The sequence below is a fragment of the Phycicoccus flavus genome, from assembly GCF_004025965.2.
Lineage (GTDB): Bacteria > Actinomycetota > Actinomycetes > Actinomycetales > Dermatophilaceae > Phycicoccus > Phycicoccus flavus.
In genome coordinates, this window is the sequence record NZ_SAYU02000007.1 from 50,610 (window position 1) to 68,753 (window position 18,144).

Below are 18,144 nucleotides of genomic sequence, written 5' to 3' on the forward strand. Positions count from 1 at the left end.
ATGTCCACCTCCGACATCGACGCCGCTGTCGCCGCACCCGCCCGCCGGCGGTTCGCCGTGCCGGCCTCCCTGGCCCGCTACGGTGCGGCCTTCCGCACCCCGCGGGGCATGGTGGCCACCGCCGTCCTTCTCGTCCTCGTCGCGCTCGCCCTGCTGGCCCCGGTGATCTTCGCCGGCGGGTACGACGTGCAGAGCAGCGACTCCTTCGCCGGTCCCTCCGGAGCGCACCTCTTCGGCACCGACGAGCTCGGTCGCGACCTCCTCGTCCGCAGCGTGTACGGGCTACGCACCGACCTGCTCCTCGTGCTCCTGGCGGTGCCGGTCTCCGGGATCATCGGCAGCCTGCTTGGGCTGTCCGGCGCCGTCTGGCCGCGGTTCGGGACGCTCATGCAGCGCTTCTTCGACATCATCATCGGCTTCCCCAGCTTCATCCTCGCGCTCTGCGTCGTCGTCGTCCTCGGGGCGAACTTCACCTCGACCGTCGTCGCGATCACCATCCTCGGTCTTCCCGGATTCGGCCGTCTGGCCCGGTCCGGGGCGCTGGAGCAGCAGGGTCGTGAGTACGTCATCGCGGCCCGTACCCTCGGGGTCAGCCGCCGGCGGATCCTCACCCGGCACATCGTCCCGAACACCGCGGACCCGCTCATCGTCCACGCGGCGATCTTCGCCGTGAACGCCGTCTTCATCGAGTCCGGCCTGGGGCTGCTCGGGCTCGGCGTGCAGCCGCCCCAGCCCTCGCTCGGCTCGCTGCTCAACAACGGCATGCGGCACGTCCGCGAGATGGGCTTCTACCCGATCGGCCCGATGCTCGTCCTCCTGCTGCTCGCGCTCTCGCTGAGCATGCTGTCCGACTCCCTGAACGAGAGGGTGAACCGGCGATGACCGCAGCACCGGACACCACCGTGCCCACCACGCCCAGCACTTCCGGAACGCCGGCGGGCGGCGAGCCCACCTCGACGTCCAGCCTGCTCGAGGTCGAGGACCTCCAGGTCTCCTTCCCGACGCCACGCGGCGTCGTCAAGGCGGTCAACGGGGTCTCCTTCCGCCTCGGGGAGGGACGCATCCTCGGCATCGTCGGCGAGTCCGGCTCCGGCAAGTCCGTCACGGCCCGGGCCGTCATGCGGATGCTCCGCGAGCCCGGCCGGGTCGACGGCGGACGCGTCACCCTCGGCGGTCGCGACGTGCTCGCCCTGCCCGAGAAGGAGATGCGCGGCATCCGTGGGGAGGAGGTCGCGATGGTCTTCCAGGACCCGCAGGCCGCCCTCAACCCGGTGATGACCGTCGGCGACCAGATCTCCGAGGCGTTGCGCGTCCACGGCACGCCCAAGCAGCAGGCGCGCCAGCGAGCCGTCGAGCTGCTCCGGCAGGTCGGCATCCCGGACGTCGAGCGCACAGTCGACCAGTACCCGCACGAGTTCTCCGGCGGGATGCGTCAGCGCGTCGTCATCGCCATCGCCCTGGCCAACAAGCCGAAGCTGCTCATCGCCGACGAGCCCACGACCGCGCTCGACGTGACGATCCAGGCCCAGATCCTCGAGCTGCTCGTCGACCTGCGCGACGAGCTCGGCGTCGCCATCGTCATGATCACGCACGACATGGGCGTCGTCGCCGAGCTGTGCGACGACCTCGTCGTCATGTACGGCGGACGGGTCGTCGAGACCGGTCCGGTGCAGCAGGTCTTCACCGAGCAGCGCCACCCGTACACCAAGGCGCTGTTGCGGGCGGTCCCGCGGGCCGACGAGCACGGCGACCGGCTGACCGCGATTCCCGGCGCGCCGCCGAACCCGGCCGACCTGCCGCCCGGCTGCAGCTTCGCCCCCCGGTGCCCCGTGGCACAGGACCGCTGCCGCGAGTCGGTCCCCCCGCTGGAGGAGCTGGCGCCCGGCCAGCGGGCCGCCTGCTTCGTGAGCGCAGACGGCGGCGAGCTGTCCGGCGAGCGCACGACGACGAGCCGCACCCGCTCCGCCCGGGCCGACACCGACACCGACACCGCGCCGGTCCTCGTCGTGGAGGACCTGCGGACCAACGTCAGCCGGAAGCGCTCCCTCCTCGGGAAGATCACGCCGGTCTACGCGGTCGACGGGGTCTCGCTCGAGGTGCGTTCGGGCGAGACGCTCGGGCTGGTCGGTGAGTCCGGCTGCGGCAAGTCGACCCTGTCGCGGACCATCGTCGGGATCAACGAGGCCGCGGCCGGGACGATCACCGTCGACGGCAGCGACGTGACGGCGATGGGCGCCGAGGACCGCCGGCACGTCGCCGAGACGATCCAGTACGTCTTCCAGGACCCGTTCGCCTCGCTCAACCCGCGGCGCACGATCGGCCAGTCGATCGGCGAGGCGCTGGAGATGGCGCGGGTCAGCGGCGCCGAGGCCCGGTCGAGGGCGAGCGAGCTCATGGACACCGTCGGGCTGAACGACGGCCACCTCGGCCGGTACCCGCACGAGTTCTCCGGCGGCCAACGCCAGCGGGTCGGCATCGCCCGGGCCCTGGCCAAGGAGCCGAAGCTGCTCATCTGCGACGAGCCGGTGTCCGCGCTGGACGTGTCGATCCAGGCGCAGATCATCAACCTCCTGGAGGAGCTGCGCGAGGAGCTGGACCTCGGCTACCTGTTCATCGCCCACGACCTGTCCGTGGTCCGGCACCTGTCGGACCGGGTGGCCGTGATGTATCTCGGCCGGATCGTCGAGACCGGTCCGGCCGCGGAGGTCTACGGCAACCCGCAGCATCCCTACACGGTGTCCTTGCTGTCCTCCACGCCCGAGCCGACGGTGGACGAGCGCACCCGAGAGCGGATCGTCCTCACCGGCGACATGCCGAGCCCGGCGAACCCCCCGAGCGGGTGCCCGTTCCGGACCCGCTGCCCGATCGGGCCACTTTTCCAGAAGGACCGGGAGGTCTGCGAGACCGAACGACCCGCGCTGACCCTCACCCCGGCCGGCCAGTCCGCGGCCTGCCACTTCCCCGGCGAACTCGCCGAAGGAGTCTCCGCATGAGCACCCGCCCCAACGTCGTCGTCGTCCTGGCCGACGACCTCGGCTACTCCGACCTCGGCTGCTACGGCGGTGAGATCGAGACCCCGAACCTGGACCGGCTCGGGCGCGCCGGCGTCCGGCTCGGCTCCTTCTACAACACGGCCCGCTGCAGCCCGTCCCGGGCCAGCCTCCTCACCGGTCGCGACCCGCACGAGACCGGCATCGGTATCCTCACCGAGAACGACGCCCCGACCGGCTACCCGGGGACGATGAGCCGCGACTTCGCCACGATGGCCGAGCACTTCAAGGCGGCGGGCTACTCGACCTGCCTGTCCGGGAAGTGGCACCTGGCCAACGACATCTCGAGCCCGAACGACGCCTGGCCGACCCGTCGCGGGTTCGACGAGTTCTACGGCATCCTCATGGGCGCCGACCACTACTTCCACCCCCTCGACCTGCGTCGGGGCGAGGAGAAGCTGGAGTCGCCGACCGACGGCTACTACTTCACCGACGCGGTCAGCGAGCACGCGAGCGACTGGGTCGCCGGGCGCGGGGAGGACGACCCGTTCTTCCTCTACCTCGCGTTCACCGCCCCGCACTGGCCGCTGCACGCCCACCCCGAGGACATGGAGCGGTACGCCGGCGTCTACGAGCGGGGCTGGGACCGGCTGCGGGCCGAGCGGCTCGAGCGCCTGCAGGCCGAGGGCCTGGTTGGCGACGAGGCCCGGCTCTCCGAGCGCGACCCGAGCCAGCCGGCCTGGGACGAGGTCGAGGAGACCACGTGGGAGGCCAGCCGGATGGCGGCCTACGCCGCGATGGTCACCGCGATGGACCGCGGCATCGGCCGGGTCCTGGACACGATCGAGGCCCGCGGCGAGCTCGACGACACGATCGTCGTCTTCCTCGCCGACAACGGCGGATGCGCCGAGACCCCCGGCGAGGCCGCGAAGTTCCGCTTCCGCAACCGGACCGAGCTCCCCGACGGGCGCTCGATCCGGATCGGCAACACCCACGACATCCCTCCGGGCGGGCCCGACACCTGGACCGCGTACGGCCCGGCCTGGGCCAACCTGTCCAACAGCCCGTTCCGCCTCTACAAGCGCTGGACCCACGAGGGCGGCATCGCCTCCCCGTTCGTCGTCCACTGGCCCGCTGGCGGCCTGGCCGACGGCTCGGTCGTCCACCGGCCCTTCCAGCTGACCGACGTGCTCCCGACCCTCCTCGAGGCGGGCGGGCTGCCGAGCGCCGGGGGCCGGGGCGTGAGCATGCTCGACACCCTCCGGGGCGGCACGGCCGGGGCCGACCACACCCTGTTCTGGGAGCACATCGGCAACTGCGCCGTGCGCGAGGGTGACTGGAAGCTCGTCCGCGAGGCCGAGCAGCCCTGGGAGCTGTACGACCTCGCCACCGACCGGTCCGAGCTCGACGACCTGGCCGCCGAACACCCCGAGCGGGTCGAGGCCCTCGCCGCCGCGTGGCAGGAGTGGGCCGACGGCGCGGGCGTCCTGCCGTGGCCGGTCCACCAGTCCCCGTGGGACCCCGAGACCGACCTGCACCGACACCGACCGACCGTTCGCGAGCACGAGGAAGCGACCCGATGAGCACCCAGCCCGAGACCCCCACCCGCCGGCCGAACATGGTCTTCCTCCTCACCGACGACCACGCGGCACACGCCATCGGCGCCTACGGCTCGGTCGTCAACACGACCCCCCGCATCGACGAGATCGCCGAGTCAGGGGCGCGGCTCGAGCACTGCTACGCGACGAACTCGCTGTGCACCCCGAGCCGGGCGAGCATCCTCACCGGCACCTACAGCCACGTCAACGGCGTGTACGGGCTCAAGACGCACATCGACGCCAGCCAGCCGACGTTCATCAGCCGGCTGCGCGAGGAGGGCTACCGCACTGCCATCGTCGGCAAGTGGCACATGGGCGACGGCGAGACAGACGGCGTCTCGCACGACCCGCAGGACTTCGACTACTGGGACGTCGTCCTCGGCCAGGGCGAGTACCACGACCCGCGGTTCCGCTCCGCCGACGGCGAGCGGACGGAGGAGGGCTACGCGACGAACGTCATCACCGACCTGTCGCTGCAGTGGATGGACGCGCAGGTCGCCGACGACGAGGACCGGCCGTGGGCCATCCTCATCTGGCACAAGGCGCCGCACCGCCCCTGGCAGCCCGATCCGGCGCACCTGGACCTGTACACCGACCCCATCGCTGTGCCGCGCACCTTCTTCGACGACTACTCGACGCGCACCGCGTCGGCCCGTCGGGCGGCCATGCGGCTGGCCGAGGGCATGCACCTGCGCGACCTCAAGACGCTGCCGCCCGAGGGCCTCACCTACGAGGAGCTCTCGCTCTGGAAGTACCAGCGGTACATGGAGGACTACCTGCGCTGCGTGCACTCGGTCGACGTGAACGTCGGCCGCGTCCTGGACTGGCTGAAGGAGCGGGACCTGTTCGATGACACCCTCGTCGCCTACAGCTCGGACCAGGGGTTCTTCCTCGGCGACCACGGCTGGTACGACAAACGCTTCATGTACGAGGAGTCGCTGAAGATGCCGTTCGTCGTCTCCTACCCGCGCCGGATCCCGGCCGGGACGGTCTACGAGGGCACGGCGAGCAACGTCGACATGGCCCAGACCTTCCTGGACGCCGCCGGCGTCGCGCACCACCCGCGGATGCAGGGGCGCAGTTTCTTCGGCGACCTCGTGGGCGAGCCGACGGCGCCGCAGGCGGACGGGCTGTACTACCGCTACTGGGAGAACGACGACTACGACCACCATGCGCCCGCGCACTACGGTTGGCGCACCGAGCGGTACAAGCTCATCTACTTCTACAACGACGGTCTCGGCCTGCCGGGCACGACGAACCGGCAGTATCCGCCGGAGTGGGAGCTGTACGACATGGAGCAGGATCCGGACGAGGTGAACAACGTCTACGACGACCCCGCGTACCGCGAGGTCCGGGAGGAGCTGAAGGTCGCGATGTGGAAGGCGCAGGAGTCCTTCGGCGACGCGCCGCACCCGAGCCAACCGGTGCCGACCGGGCTCACGGTCGACGCGTGACCGGGCACGCCCTGGAGGACTGGTGACCGGCCCGGAGGCTCGCGGTGGCCTCACCGGGCTGGTCGACGTGCCCGCCGGGTCCTTCCGCATGGGCTCGACGGACTTCTATCCCGAGGAGGGGCCGGTCCGGGAGGTCCGGGTGGACGCGTTCGCCGTCGAGCGGCACCCGGTGACCAACGCCCAGTTCGCGGCCTTCGTCGCCGACACCGGCCACGTCACGGTGGCCGAGCAGGCGCCGGACCCGGCCGACTTCCCCGGTGCCGACCCGGCCCTGCTCGTCCCGGGCGGTCTCGTCTTCACCCCGACCCCGGGCCCGGTGCCGCTGGACCGCTGGGACCTGTGGTGGCGGTGGCAGCCGGGCGCCTGCTGGCGCACCCCGCAGGGGCCGGGGTCGAGCACCGACGGCATCGAGGAGCACCCGGTCGTCCTCGTCGCCTACGACGACGCCCTCGCCTACGCGCGCTGGGCCGGGCGGGACCTGCCCACCGAGGCCGAGCACGAGTACGCCGCCCGCGGCGGCGGGGGGACGAGCACGTACGCGTGGGGTGAGGAGCGGACGCCGGGCGGCCGGCTCATGGCCAACACCTGGCAGGGCCGCTTCCCCTACCGCAACGACGGCGCCGACGGCTGGCGCGGGACGTCGCCGGTCGGGGCGTTCCCCGCGAACGGCTACGGCCTGCACGACCTGGTCGGGAACGTCTGGGAGTGGACCCGGACCCTCTTCCTCACCGGGGCCGACCGCGACGCCGCGGACGAGCTGGCCCGCGGCGACGGTGGCGGGCCCGCGCCCGTGGCGGAGGCCGCCGCGGTGTCGTCGTGCTGCGCGCCGGACCGCTCGACGATGGTCGCGGCGCCCGACCTCCAGGCGCTGACCGAGCGGTCGGTCGCGCCGGGGGAGCGGCACCCGCGACGGGTGCTCAAGGGCGGCTCCCACCTCTGCGCCCCGGAGTACTGCCTGCGCTACCGGCCCCCGGCGCGCTCGCCGCAGTCCGAGGACAGCGCGACGACGCACCTCGGCTTCCGCTGCGTGCTCCGCGCCGCCTGACCCGGCCGGGGCCCGGCCTCAGGCGTCGGCCGGGGCCGCGACCGGCTCGGTGCGCGCTCGACGACCGCCGATGAGACGGCCGATGAGCGCCCCGACCAGGGCGGGCACGAACACCAGCGCCGCGCCGAACGGCCCGGACTCCGGCAGGTCCCCGAGGTAGACCTGCAGGTCGAAGGAGGTGTCGCTGCCGATCTGCGGGAAGGCGGCGAGGAACGCCCCGACGAGGACGGCGACGAGGAGCCAGCGCAGGAGGACCCGCCCGAGCCCGGCGCGTCGCCCGTCGAGGAGGGACCACACGAACGAGACGAGGACGACGAGGGCGAAGGCGAGGACGCCGGCCCCGATGTCGGCACCGCCCGAGGGGTCGGACAGGGCCGAGAGGCCGAAGCCCACCGCGGCGGCCAGGAGCACGACGACGACGACCCGCAGCAGCACCTTCATCCGCGGAGGATGGCACAGCCGGGCCGCCGAGGACCAGGGTCCCGCCGTACCGGGCGGGACCCTGGAGTGCCGGCCCACGGTGGGGGCGCGCATTGTGTCGACAGCGGCACATAGCACGAGATCCGGCGATCCGCTCGTCGAGAGGGCCCTCCTGCAGAAACAGAACGCTCGGTCCGTAGAGAAGCGATGGGTATCACAAATGGACGGATGGGGCGCGCCGGAAAGCCGTTGTTCACCGGCCGCCCGGTCTTTCACCGGGAATTGCCCGCGACTCGGGGACAGCCCGCGCACTCGTGACATCCGGGCAGGGCGTAGATGAGGCAGCAGGACCGACGCGACGTCGGGGGCGCGGCGCCCCGGGCCTGCCGGTCCGCCTCGGCCCACATGTCGTCGACGAGGGCGCCGCGGGTGCGTCGGCCGAGCGGCACCCGGGCCGCATATCCGGCCGCGAGGGGGGCCGCGAGGGCGCGGTAGTCCGCCTCGGCCCGTTCCAGCCGGGTGCCCAGGTCGCCGTCGCCGGGCACCACGGTGGTGAGCCGCACGATCGCCGGCACCCCGGTCCCGGTCCGCGTGAAGGTGAGGTCGTCCAGGCCCTCCACCCGCCAGGGGCCGGCGGCCGCGGCGGTGGCCGCGGTGTGCGCCGGGACCTGCAGGAGCCACTGGAGGACGAAGACGTCGGCGACGGCCGGGGGTGCCACACCGTCGTACCAGCGTCCGTGCAGGTCGGAGACGGTCTGCTGCCAGGGCCGCGGGTCGTCGGCGAGCCGGTGGGGCAGGGCCCCGACACCGATGTCGAAACGGAGCCACGGGTGCCCCTGCGACATGCGAGCGGCGGCGGCACCCGGGTCGGATGCCGCCGCCGTGCTCGACAGGTGGTCGGTGGTCAGGAGGTGGCCTTCTCGTAGGCCTCCTGGACCTCCGTGGAGATGCGTCCACGGTCGCTGATGTCGTACCCGTTGCTGCGCGCCCAGTCACGGATCGCGCTCACGTCACGACGGCCCCGGCCGGCCGGCCGGGCGGTGCTCCGGCGGCCGCCGGTGCGCTCGGCGTGGCCGATCCACACCGCCAGCGAGTCACGCAGCTGGGTGGCGTTGTCGGTCGTGAGGTCGATCTCGTAGCTCACTCCGTCCAGCGCGAACGTCACGGTCTCGTCGGCGGGCGACTCCTTGTCCACGTCGTCCACGAGCAGGACCTGCACCTTTTTGGCCATGTTCTGTCCTTCAGAGGTCGATCTTTCGGGGGGCCCTCGGAAGCTGCATCCGCTGGCGTATCACGAGAGTATAGCCAGGGTAAAGCCGGAGTAAAGGGAGAGTCGGCGGAATCTCTCCGGCGGAAAGGTCACCTATGACCGGACAGGTCCTTCGGGCGGCTCCCCGGCGTCATTGTCCGCGGCCTTTCGGCGGGCGTCCTGCTCCTTCTCGAAGCGGCGCTGGGCCTGTCGCTCGCGCCGGTCCCCCTCGAGGATCCGCTTCATGAGCGCGTAGAAGAAGGCCGCGACCACCACCGTCGGGACGAGGGCGGCGACGTAGGGCCACACCGCGTCCACGGCTCAGGCCTCGGGCTTCAGGTGCGGGAAGAGGATGGTCTCGCGGATGCTCGCGCCGGTGAAGAACATGACGAGCCGGTCGACCCCGAGACCCAGGCCACCCATCGGCGGCGCGCCGTACTCCAGGGCCCGCAGGAAGTCCTCGTCCACCTGCATCGCCTCGGGGTCCCCGCCCGCCGCCCGCAGCGACTGCGCCTCCAGGACGTGCCGCTGGACCACGGGGTCGACGAGCTCGGAGAAGCCGGTGCCCCGCTCGACGCCGCCGATGATGAGGTCCCAGGCCTCGATGAGCCCCGGCTGCTCGCGGTGCGGGCGGGCCAGGGGCTGCGCGATCGCCGGGTAGTCGCACAGGAACGTGGGCTGGAGCAGCGCGGGCTCGACGACCTCGCCGAGGATCTCCAGGAAGACCTTGTCCTTCTCGAGCGCCGGGTCGACGGCGACCCCGTGCCGTTCGGCCAGCTCGAGCAGCCGCTCGCGCGGGGTGTCGATGGTCACGGTCTCCCCGACGGCCTCGCTCACGGCGTCGTACACCGGCAGCCACCGCCACTCGCCGTCGAGGTCGACGGTGCCGGCCGGGGTCTGCACCGTCCGGGAACCGAGCGCGTCGGCGACGCCGAGGTAGAGGTCGCGCATCAGGGCCCCGATGCTGCGCTGGTCCCCCCATGCCTGGTAGGCCTCGAGCATCGTGAACTCGGGGGAGTGCGTGGAGTCCACGCCCTCGTTGCGGAAGATCCGGCCCATCTCGTAGACCCGGTCGACCCCGCCGACAACGGCCTTCTTGAGGTTGAGCTCCAGCGCGATCCGCAGCACCATCTCCTGGTCGAAGGCGTTGATGTGGGTGCGGAACGGACGGGCCGCGGCGCCGCCGTGGACCAGCTGGAGCGCGGGGGTCTCGACCTCGAGGTAGCCCTGCCCGTCGAGGACGGCGCGGATGGCGCGCAGCGCCGTGGCCTTGGTGCGGACCATGTCGCGGGCCTCCTGGCGCACGACGAGGTCGGCGTAGCGCTGGCGGACCCGCGCCTCCTCGGAGAGCTCCTTGTGCAGCACCGGCAGGGGCCGCAGCGCCTTGGCCGCCATCCCCCAGCTGCGGGCCATGACCGACAGCTCGCCGCGGCGGCTGGAGACCACCCGGCCCTGCACCCACACGTGGTCGCCGAGGTCGACGTCGGCCTTCCACGCGGCGAGCCCGTCCTCGCCGACCTCGGCCAGGCTGAGCATCACCTGGAGGCGGGTGCCTACCCCCTCCTGGAGGGTGGCGAAGGCGAGCCTGCCGGTGTTGCGGACGAAGACCACCCGGCCGGCGACGTCGACGACGTCGTCGGTCTCCTCGCCGTCCGCGAGCCGGCCGTCGTAGGCGGCCCGGACCTCGGCGAGGGAGTGGGTGCGGGGGACCTGCACCGGGTAGGCCTGCCCGCCTCCGGCGAGGATGCGGTCGCGCTTGTCCCGGCGGATCCGCATCTGCTCGGGCAGGTCGGCCTCGGGGGCGGCGGGGGGCGGGGCGTCGGTCACGGAGGACAAGCCTACGAGCCGTCGTCGGGGGGTGCCGCTACGGTCCGGACATGGCGCGCACGCCCCACCGCTGGACCGACGGCCTCGCCGCGCGCCGGGTCGAGCGGAACCCGTTCGTCGACGCCCCGGACCCGGGCGCCTGGCCGAGCACCCTGCCCGCCATCCGGCAGCTGCTCGACGAGGGCCTGGACCTCGCCGCCTGCACGGTCCTCGTCGGCGAGAACGGGTCCGGAAAGTCGACGCTCGTCGAGGCGCTGGCCATGGCGGCGGGCATGAACGCCGAGGGCGGTTCCACCGGCGCGCGGTACTCGACGTACGCGGCCGAGTCACCGCTGCACGAGTGGATCCGGGTCGTCCGCGACGGCGGCGCCCCGCGCTGGGGCTACTTCGTGCGGGCCGAGACCATGCACGGCCTCTTCACCTACCTGGCGACCACGGCGTCCGGCGGCAACGACCCGGACTTCCACGAGCTCTCGCACGGGGAGTCCTTCACCGCGCTGCTCGGGACGCGTCGGTTCGCCGGCGAGGGCCTGTTCGTCCTGGACGAGCCCGAGGCCGGCCTGTCCTTCGGCGCCCAGCTCCACCTCGTCGCCGAGCTGACCGCCATGTCCCGCCGGCCACGCACCCAGGTCGTCGTCGCCACCCACTCGCCGGTCGTCGCCGCCATCCCCGGGGCGCTCGTGCTCGAGCTCGGCGAGCACGGCATCCGGCCCACGAGCTGGGCGGAGCTCGAGGTCGTCGAGCACCACCGGCTCTTCCTCCAGGACCCGCGCCGGTACCTGCGGCACGTCGTCGACGACCTCGACTGAGATGCGTCGGCCGGGGCTTCCGAGTCAGCCGGGCAGCGCGCAGGACAGGAGGGCGGCGGCGGTGTCGCGGGCGTCCTGCAACCCGTCGAGGAGCGGACGGGAGCGGTGCTCGGCCGAGAGGATCTCGACGCCCCACGGCCCGTCGAACCCGGTCGCCGCGAGGACCCGGACGAGACCGTCGAGGTCGAAGCAGCCCTCGCCGGGGTAGCGGCGCCGGTCGACGGTGTCCTCGAGGAGGGTCCCGACGACCTCGGGGGCGGCGTCGTCGAGCTCCACGGCGAACACCGAGCCGGGGACGAGGGCGGCGGCCAGCTCCTCCAGCGAGGTCCCGGCCCGGAAGACGTGCCAGGCGTCGACGACGAGGCCGAGGTTCGGTTCGCCGACCTCCGCGACGAGCTCCGCCCCGAGCGGCATGGTCGTCACCGTCGAGAAGGGCAGCGGTTCCAGGGCCACCCGCAGCCCGTGCCCGGCGGCCCGCCGGGCGAGCGCGCGCAGCGACGGGACGAGCTCGCGCCACTCCTCGGGCCCGGTGTCGACCGGCGGCCCGGCCTTGACGTGCCGTACCCCGAGGGCGACGCCCGCCTCGAACAGCAGGTCGTGCTCGGCGTCGACGGCGGCCCGGTCCGCGCCGGTCACCCACCAGCGGTCGAGCAGCTCGACCTCGGTGTGGCGCACTCCCGTCGCCGCCACCAGCTCGGCCAGGCCGTCGAACCCGAGGGTGTCGCGGGCGGTGACGAGGTCGGCGAGCACGAGACCCAGGCCCGCCCAGCCGGTGGCGGCGACCGCGTCGACGCGTTGCCCGACGTCGAGCGGGCTCCGGGGGGAGCCCAGGGGCGAGGCGTCGCCGGCGCTGGTCCAGCAGGTGGCAAGCAGCTCGGCCCCGCTCACCGGCGCTCCGCGAGCGGGGTGGGCTGCCGCGGCTCCAGACCCGCGGCGCGGTAGGCGGCGTCGACGAGCTCCATGGCCACGACCGCGTCGTCGGCGTCGGTGAGCACCGGTGCGTCCTCGCGCACGGCCGCCGTGAAGGCCTCGAGCTGGTAGGTGTAGCTGCTGCGCGTCCCGAGGTGCTCGACGACCTCGGTCCCGTCGCGGCGGCGCAGCACGAGCGAGTCGTCGAGGTGCGGCAGGGGGAAGCTCGGCAGGTGCAGGGTCCCCTCGCTGCCCTCGACGGTGAGGTGGAAGTCCAGCGCCGGCGCGTCCATCCGGCTGCCGGCCAGCGCGGTCACCCCGGACGGGTACTCGAGGTCGACCATGAGCTCGGCGTCGACCCCCGGGGTGCGCTCCCGGGCGCGCGCGCCGACGACGCGCGGCGGCCCCCCGAGCAGCGGTCCCAGCAGGCGCACCGCGGAGAGGCTGTAGCAGCCGAGGTCCATGGTCGACCCGCCGGCGAGGTCCGCCCGCCAGCGCGGATCGTCGGCGCCGGGGTCGGGCATGAGCAGGCGGCAGTCGACGTGCCGGACCTCGCCGACCGCCCCGGTGGCCACGAGGTCGACGGCCCGCCGGAAGAGCGGGTGGTACGGGTAGTGGAAGGCCTCCATGAGGACGACGCCGGCGGTGCGGACCGCGTCTCGCACGGCCCGGGCCTCGTCGGCGTTCGCGGCCGACGGCTTCTCGGCCAGTACGTGCTTGCCGGCCTCGGCGGCCCGGAGGTTCCAGGTGCCGTGCAGCCCGTTGGCCAGCGGGTCGTAGACCGCCTCGAGCTCCGGGTCGGCGAGCAGGTCCTCGTACGTCGCGTGCACCCGGGGGATGTCGTGCCGGTCGGCGTAGGCCCGGGCCCGCTCGAGGTCCCGGGCCGCGACGGCGAGCACCCGGGCCCCGGTGACCCGGGCCGGGGCGAGCAGGGCGAGCTCGGTGATGCGGGCCGCGCCGAGCACCCCGATCCGGAGCGGGGGGTGGACGTCCGGAGGGCTCATGCCATCGGACGCTAGGTGCCCCCACCCCGTCCGGGCGTCCCGGGGTCACCTCAGAAACACCTCAGTCCTTCTCCGCTCCCGGGGGTGTGGCGGTCGAGGAGCGCAGGACCAGCCGGGGCTCGACGACGACGTCGGCCACGTCCGCGCGGCCGGCGACGAGGGCCTCCAGGGTGCGGACGGCGGCCGCCGCCATCGGCCCGGGGTCCTGGCTCACCGAGGTGAGGCGCACGGTCGCCAGGCGCGCCAGCGGACTGTCGTCGTACCCGACGACGGACAGCCCGCCCGGCACGTCGACGCCGGCCCGCAGCAGCGCGTCACGCACCCCGAGGGCGCAGCGGTCGTTGAAGGCGACGACCGCGGTGGGCCGGTCCGCGGCGGGCCGGGCCGCGACCCGCGCCCCCGCCTCCAGACCCGCGGCCTCGGTGTCCCCCGCGGGGACGACGAGCGTGTCCCCGGCCAGCCCGCGGCGCTCCATCGCCCTCCGGTAGCCGCGCCGCCGGGCGGTGGCGATCGTGCCGCGCCCGCCGTCGGCGTAGGCGATCCGGCGGTGCCCGAGGTCCGCGAGATGGTCGACGGCCAGCCGCAGCCCGAGGGCGTCGTCGGCGTACACCCCGCGGGCGGAGGCCGCACCGGGCCGGCCGAGCGCCACGACGGGGCAGTGCGCCGCGAGGGCGTCCAGGGCCCGGGCCGACATCGTCGTGCCGAGCAGCACGAGCCCGGCGCAGCGTGAGTCCAGCAGGGTGTCGACCGCGTCCGCCTCGGACCGGCGCGAGGTCGTCGTCGACAGGACGAGGTCGAGACCGGTGCCGGCGACCGCGCCGTCGAGCGCGTCGACGAGCGCCGCGTGGAACGGGTGGCTCACGTCGAGGACGACGCCGACCAGGTGCGGGCGCTTGCGGGCCAGGGAGCTCGCGGTGCGGTCCGCCCGGTAGCCGAGCGCGCCGGCGGCCTCGTGCACGGCAGCGCGGGTCGACTCGCTCGGGCCAGGCTGCTCGCGCAGGACGAGCGAGGCCGTCGCGGGGGACACCCCGGCCCGCGCCGCGACGTCGGCGAGGCGGGCGCGGGCCATGCGGGCTCCCTCCGGGGCGGTCCGTTGACAGGGTTTCGGCGTCGGTGCACACTAGCGCTTAAAGCGCTTTAAGACGAGCGTCCCGCTGCTTGAGGAGGTCACGGATGACCACCACCGCCCACCGGCTGGAGTACGACCCGTTCTCGGACGAGTTCAAGGCCGACCCCTTCCCGGTCTACGCGTGGATGCGGGAGGAGGCGCCGGTGTACCACAGCGACACCTGGGGCTGGTGGGCGCTCAGCCGGTTCGCCGACGTCCGCGCCGCCGCCACCGACCCCGAGACCTTCCTCTCCTTCGAGGGCATCGACATCGACGACACGGCCAAGGACCAGTCCGGCCCGGGCTTCCTCCCCGACCTGGACAACCCCCGGCACGACCAGGTCCGGCAGGTGATCCAGCCGTTCTTCCTCCCCCGCCGCATCGCCGACCGGGAGGACGCGATCCGCGCGGTCATCCGCGAGCACCTCTCGGCCTGGCGCGAGCGCGGCCACGTCGACCTGGCCCAGGAGTTCGCCTGGCCGATCCCCAACGACGTGTTCTTCGCCGTCCTCGGCCTGCCGGGGCGGCACGAGGACCCGGAGACCCGGGCGCAGCTGGACACCTGGGTCCACCAGCTCAAGGACCGCAGGCCGGGCGACCAGCGCCTCACGCCCCTCGCCACCGCCGCGACCGAGGGCATCCGCGACTACTTCGTCGACCTCCTCAACGACCGCCGGGCGAACCCGCGCGACGACGTGCTCACCCACCTCGTGCAGGCCGACGTAGGCGGCGAGCCGTTCTCGGAGGAGCACATCACCCCGGCCTCCGAGGTCCTCGGACTGATGATGGTCCTCTTCCTCGGCGGCGTGGAGTCGACGGCCGGGCTCATCGCGACGACCGTCAAGCTCCTCGCCGAGAACCCCGACCAGCGCGAGCTCGTGCTCGCCGACCCCTCCCTCATCCCGGCCGCGGTCGACGAGGCGGTGCGCTGGAACACCCCGCTCCAGCTCGTCGGGCGGACGACCTCGCGCGAGGTGACGCTGCACGGCACGACCATCCCGGCGGGGGGTCGCGTCGTCCTCGTCTACGGCGCCGCCAACCGGGACGAGCGCGAGTTCGAGGACGCCGACCGCTACCTCGTGACGCGCGGCCGGATCCGCCACCTCGGCTTCGGCGAGGGGATGCACGGCTGCCTCGGCCGGCCGCTGGCCCTGCTGGAGACCCAGATCGCGCTGGAGGAGGCGCTGCCCGTGCTCGGGCGCTACACCGTCGACGACGGCGCGGAGAGGTACCGCAGCACGCCGAACATGCACGTCTGGTGGCACCTGCCGGTGTCGTTCACCCCGCCGCGCGAGCGTGGGGACTCCGGCGCCGCCGTCTCCCGCCTCACCGGCGAGGCGATGACCGAGGCCGTCATCGAGGCCAAGGAGACCGTGAGCGACGGCGTCGTCGCCCTCACCCTGCGGCCGACCTCCGGACTGCCGTTCCCGTCCTGGCGTCCGGGGGCGCACGTCGACCTCGCCCTGCCCGGCGTCCGCACCCGGCAGTACTCGCTCTCCGGCGACCCCGCCGACCTCTCCACCTACCGGCTCGGCGTGCTGCGCGAGCCCGCGAGCCGGGGCACGTCCGAGCACGTCCACGCCGGGCTGCGGGCCGGTGACGTCGTGCGGGTCGTCGGCCCGCGCAACCACTTCCGGCTCGTCGACGCGCCCCGGTACGCCTTCGTCGCCGGCGGCATCGGCATCACCCCGATCCTGCCCATGCTCCGCGAGGCGCAGGCCCGCGGCGCGGACTGGCACCTCACCTACGGCGGGCGGACCCGGGCGTCGATGGCCTTCCTCGACGAGCTCGAGCAGTACGGCGAGCGGGTGACGGTGGCGCCGCAGGACGAGGTCGGGCTGCTCGACCTGCCGGGAGTCCTCGGCGAGCCGCGCGACGACACGTCCGTCTACTGCTGCGGGCCGGGCCCCCTGCTCGACGCCGTCGAGGCGGCGACGGCCGCCTGGCCCCGCGGGTCGCTGCACGTCGAGCGGTTCGCCGCGAAGCCCCTCACCGAGCCGGTGCGCAGGGACGCCTTCGAGGTCGAGCTGCGCGCCAGCGGCCGCACCGTCACGGTCGGTCCGGAGGTCTCGGTGCTCGACGCCGTGGCCGCGGCGGGCGTCCCGACCGTGTCGTCGTGCAACGAGGGGACCTGCGGCACGTGCGAGACGACGGTCCTCGAGGGGCGGCCGGACCACCGCGACTCCGTGCTCGAGGAGACCGAGCGGGAGGCCGGCGACTGCATGATGATCTGCGTCTCGCGCTCGTGCACCGCACGGCTCGTCCTCGATCTCTGAGGCGCCGGTCCGCGGCCTGCACCGTCTCGGGGGTGGACGCGCGAAGGGGGTGACACCGGAGGCACCGACCGGGATGATGCGGGACGTGACGCGCGAGGACGACCGGTGGCGATGCCCGGCCTGGGTGCCGGCCGCCCTGCTCGTCCTCACCGTGGCCCAGCTCGCCGTCGCGCAGTGGTGGCCGGGGATCGAGCGGTTCGCCGACAAGGCCTTCGGGGCGCGGCTCGTCGCCTACCCGGTGATGATGCTCCTCGCGCCGGCGATCTGGTGGGGCGTGGTCCGCCGGCGCGACGCCTCCGCCCGGCCGCCGTACGGCGCCTACGCGCTCGTCATGGCCCCGTTCCTCGTCGACGTCACGGGCAACAGCCTCGACCTCTACGACACCGTCGTCTGGTGGGACGACCTCAACCACTACGTCAACTGGCTCCTGCTCCTCGGGGGCATCGGCCTGCTCGTCACCCGACGGGTCGAGCCGCCGTGGGCCGTCGTCGCCCTCGTCGCCGGGCTGGGGGCGGTCCTCGCCATCGGCTGGGAGCTCGGCGAGTGGTACACCTTCATCCGCCACGGCACCGAGCTGGGCAGCGCTTACGAGGACACCCTCGGCGACCTCACCCTGGGCACGCTCGGGGCGAGCACGGCCGGCCTCATCGTCCGCTGGTCGCGTCGCCGCGAGACCGGGGATCAGCGCTCGTCGACCATGATGTCGATGGAGTAGTCCTCGGCCCGGTAGCAGTGGTCGCCGAACTCGACCGCTCGACCCGAGGCGTCGAAGGCCATCCGCGTCATGGTCAGCACCGGCTGCTGCCCGCGCAGCCCGAGGTGGCGGCGCTCGACCGAGGTGGGCATCCGCGCGCCGATGGTCTGCCGGGCGACCGCGGGCCGGACCCCCCGGCCCCGGAGGACGGCGTAGAGCCCCGTGTCCTCCAGCTCCTCCCGGGTGATGTCCGCGTGCTGCGGCGGCAGCCAGTTCGTCATGACCGCGATCGGGTGCCCGTCGGCTCCACGCACCCGGACGACGAGAAGCAGAGGGGTGTCGGGCTCGAGGTCCAGGGCCGACGCCGCCCGCTCGTCGGCGACGAGCTCGTGCCGGACGACGGTGGTCACGGGGGTACGCCCCTCGCGGCGCAGGTCGTCGAAGAGGCTGGTCAGCTCCGCCCGGCGGTGGACCTTGCGGTTCGCGACGTGGGTGCCCAGCCCCCGACGCCGCACGAGCAGGCCCTGGTCGACCATCTCCTGGATCGCCCGCCGGACCGTGGGCCGGGACAGCCCGAGACGCTGGGCCAGCGCCACCTCGTTCTCGAACGGGTCGCCGGGCTGGAGGCGGCCGTCGGCGACCGCGGCACTCAGCTGCTCGGCGACCTGGTGGTAGAGCGGCACGGGCGACTCGCGGTCGATCTCGACACTCACGAGGTGTGCACCCACGGTCTGCACTGTAGGGCAGAGCAGCCCCGGCCC

The 18,144-nt window shown here is 73.6% G+C and carries 17 protein-coding genes; 8 read left to right on the plus strand and 9 right to left on the minus strand.

Annotated features, from left to right (window positions below; all coding sequences use genetic code 11):
- Genes EPD83_RS03715 through EPD83_RS03735 form a run of 5 tightly spaced genes read left to right on the plus strand, consistent with a single transcriptional unit; the run spans nt 1 to nt 7,087 of the window.
- Entirely contained in the window at nt 1–882 is an 882-nt protein-coding gene (locus EPD83_RS03715; RefSeq protein WP_128365472.1) for an ABC transporter permease, read from the plus strand.
- Nucleotides 879–2,993, plus strand: a complete 2,115-nt coding sequence (locus EPD83_RS03720) for a dipeptide ABC transporter ATP-binding protein (RefSeq protein ID WP_128365471.1) — start codon at nt 879–881, stop codon at nt 2,991–2,993. The genes EPD83_RS03715 and EPD83_RS03720 overlap by 4 nt, the downstream gene beginning before the upstream one ends.
- Nucleotides 2,990–4,573 (plus strand): arylsulfatase, encoded by a 1,584-nt coding sequence (locus tag EPD83_RS03725; RefSeq protein WP_128365470.1) that lies wholly within the window; start codon nt 2,990–2,992, stop codon nt 4,571–4,573. The genes EPD83_RS03720 and EPD83_RS03725 overlap by 4 nt, the downstream gene beginning before the upstream one ends.
- Nucleotides 4,570–6,042 (plus strand): sulfatase family protein, encoded by a 1,473-nt coding sequence (locus EPD83_RS03730; RefSeq protein WP_128365469.1) that lies wholly within the window; start codon nt 4,570–4,572, stop codon nt 6,040–6,042. The genes EPD83_RS03725 and EPD83_RS03730 overlap by 4 nt, the downstream gene beginning before the upstream one ends.
- 22 nt (nt 6,043–6,064) lie before the next feature.
- Complete coding sequence (locus EPD83_RS03735; RefSeq protein ID WP_268951189.1) at nt 6,065–7,087, plus strand: formylglycine-generating enzyme family protein; 1,023 nt, start codon at nt 6,065–6,067, stop codon at nt 7,085–7,087.
- Between the two features lie 18 nt (nt 7,088–7,105).
- On the opposite strand, the gene EPD83_RS03740 is transcribed toward EPD83_RS03735, so the two are convergent.
- The 5 genes from EPD83_RS03740 to EPD83_RS03760 all read right to left on the minus strand — a co-directional run bounded on the left by EPD83_RS03740 (nt 7,106) and on the right by EPD83_RS03760 (nt 10,532).
- Complete coding sequence (locus EPD83_RS03740; protein ID WP_128367082.1) at nt 7,106–7,528, minus strand: hypothetical protein; 423 nt, start codon at nt 7,526–7,528, stop codon at nt 7,106–7,108.
- A 251-nt stretch (nt 7,529–7,779) separates the two neighbouring features.
- Nucleotides 7,780–8,352 (minus strand): (2Fe-2S)-binding protein, encoded by a 573-nt coding sequence (locus EPD83_RS03745; protein WP_128367081.1) that lies wholly within the window; start codon nt 8,350–8,352, stop codon nt 7,780–7,782.
- Nucleotides 8,353–8,411: 59 nt separating this feature from the next.
- The gene (locus EPD83_RS03750; protein WP_128367080.1) at nt 8,412–8,738 is read right to left on the minus strand and encodes a histone-like nucleoid-structuring protein Lsr2; all 327 of its coding nucleotides are present in this window, start codon (nt 8,736–8,738) and stop codon (nt 8,412–8,414) included.
- A gap of 132 nt (nt 8,739–8,870) precedes the next feature.
- Nucleotides 8,871–9,074, minus strand: coding sequence for a hypothetical protein (locus EPD83_RS03755; RefSeq protein WP_128367079.1), 204 nt, complete (start codon nt 9,072–9,074; stop codon nt 8,871–8,873).
- Nucleotides 9,075–9,077: 3 nt separating this feature from the next.
- Entirely contained in the window at nt 9,078–10,532 is a 1,455-nt protein-coding gene (locus tag EPD83_RS03760) for a lysine--tRNA ligase (RefSeq protein ID WP_128367083.1), read from the minus strand.
- Nucleotides 10,533–10,633: 101 nt separating this feature from the next.
- Between EPD83_RS03760 and EPD83_RS03765 the strand changes: the two genes are divergently transcribed.
- On the plus strand, nt 10,634–11,392 hold the full coding sequence (locus tag EPD83_RS03765; protein ID WP_128367078.1) for an AAA family ATPase: 759 nt from the start codon (nt 10,634–10,636) through the stop codon (nt 11,390–11,392).
- A 24-nt stretch (nt 11,393–11,416) separates the two neighbouring features.
- Here the strand turns inward: EPD83_RS03765 and EPD83_RS03770 are convergent, their stop codons facing one another.
- The 3 genes from EPD83_RS03770 to EPD83_RS03780 form a co-directional block, all read right to left on the minus strand.
- Complete coding sequence (locus EPD83_RS03770; protein ID WP_165566218.1) at nt 11,417–12,280, minus strand: sugar phosphate isomerase/epimerase family protein; 864 nt, start codon at nt 12,278–12,280, stop codon at nt 11,417–11,419.
- Nucleotides 12,277–13,305 carry a Gfo/Idh/MocA family protein gene (locus EPD83_RS03775; protein ID WP_128368045.1) on the minus strand — a complete coding sequence of 343 codons (1,029 nt, stop codon included), beginning with the start codon at nt 13,303–13,305 and terminating at the stop codon, nt 12,277–12,279. The genes EPD83_RS03770 and EPD83_RS03775 overlap by 4 nt, the downstream gene beginning before the upstream one ends.
- 61 nt (nt 13,306–13,366) lie before the next feature.
- Nucleotides 13,367–14,374 (minus strand): LacI family DNA-binding transcriptional regulator, encoded by a 1,008-nt coding sequence (locus EPD83_RS03780; protein ID WP_128368046.1) that lies wholly within the window; start codon nt 14,372–14,374, stop codon nt 13,367–13,369.
- A 104-nt stretch (nt 14,375–14,478) separates the two neighbouring features.
- Here EPD83_RS03780 and EPD83_RS03785 point away from each other — a divergent pair, with 104 nt between their 5' ends.
- Together EPD83_RS03785 and EPD83_RS03790 are read left to right on the plus strand one after the other, a co-directional pair.
- Entirely contained in the window at nt 14,479–16,689 is a 2,211-nt protein-coding gene (locus tag EPD83_RS03785) for a cytochrome P450 (RefSeq protein WP_165566219.1), read from the plus strand.
- 85 nt (nt 16,690–16,774) lie between these two features.
- Nucleotides 16,775–17,404 (plus strand): hypothetical protein, encoded by a 630-nt coding sequence (locus EPD83_RS03790; protein ID WP_205859396.1) that lies wholly within the window; start codon nt 16,775–16,777, stop codon nt 17,402–17,404.
- Here EPD83_RS03790 and EPD83_RS03795 read toward each other — a convergent pair.
- Complete coding sequence (locus tag EPD83_RS03795; protein WP_128367897.1) at nt 17,371–18,111, minus strand: GntR family transcriptional regulator; 741 nt, start codon at nt 18,109–18,111, stop codon at nt 17,371–17,373. The two genes, EPD83_RS03790 and EPD83_RS03795, sit on opposite strands and share 34 nt — an antisense overlap.
- Between the last annotated feature and the right edge of the window lie 33 nt (nt 18,112–18,144).

Coding starts and splice junctions, on each gene's coding strand:
- EPD83_RS03775 (WP_128368045.1), bottom strand. CDS start 13,305: ATGAGCCCTCCGGACGTCCACCCCCCGCTCCGGATCGGGGTGCTCGGC.
- EPD83_RS03780 (WP_128368046.1), bottom strand. CDS start 14,374: ATGGCCCGCGCCCGCCTCGCCGACGTCGCGGCGCGGGCCGGGGTGTCC.
- EPD83_RS03725 (WP_128365470.1), top strand. CDS start 2,990: ATGAGCACCCGCCCCAACGTCGTCGTCGTCCTGGCCGACGACCTCGGC.
- EPD83_RS03730 (WP_128365469.1), top strand. CDS start 4,570: ATGAGCACCCAGCCCGAGACCCCCACCCGCCGGCCGAACATGGTCTTC.
- EPD83_RS03720 (WP_128365471.1), top strand. CDS start 879: ATGACCGCAGCACCGGACACCACCGTGCCCACCACGCCCAGCACTTCC.
- EPD83_RS03740 (WP_128367082.1), bottom strand. CDS start 7,528: ATGAAGGTGCTGCTGCGGGTCGTCGTCGTCGTGCTCCTGGCCGCCGCG.
- EPD83_RS03760 (WP_128367083.1), bottom strand. CDS start 10,532: ATGCGGATCCGCCGGGACAAGCGCGACCGCATCCTCGCCGGAGGCGGG.
- EPD83_RS03785 (WP_165566219.1), top strand. CDS start 14,479: ATGACCACCACCGCCCACCGGCTGGAGTACGACCCGTTCTCGGACGAG.
- EPD83_RS03750 (WP_128367080.1), bottom strand. CDS start 8,738: ATGGCCAAAAAGGTGCAGGTCCTGCTCGTGGACGACGTGGACAAGGAG.
- EPD83_RS03765 (WP_128367078.1), top strand. CDS start 10,634: ATGGCGCGCACGCCCCACCGCTGGACCGACGGCCTCGCCGCGCGCCGG.
- EPD83_RS03715 (WP_128365472.1), top strand. CDS start 1: ATGTCCACCTCCGACATCGACGCCGCTGTCGCCGCACCCGCCCGCCGG.
- EPD83_RS03745 (WP_128367081.1), bottom strand. CDS start 8,352: ATGTCGCAGGGGCACCCGTGGCTCCGTTTCGACATCGGTGTCGGGGCC.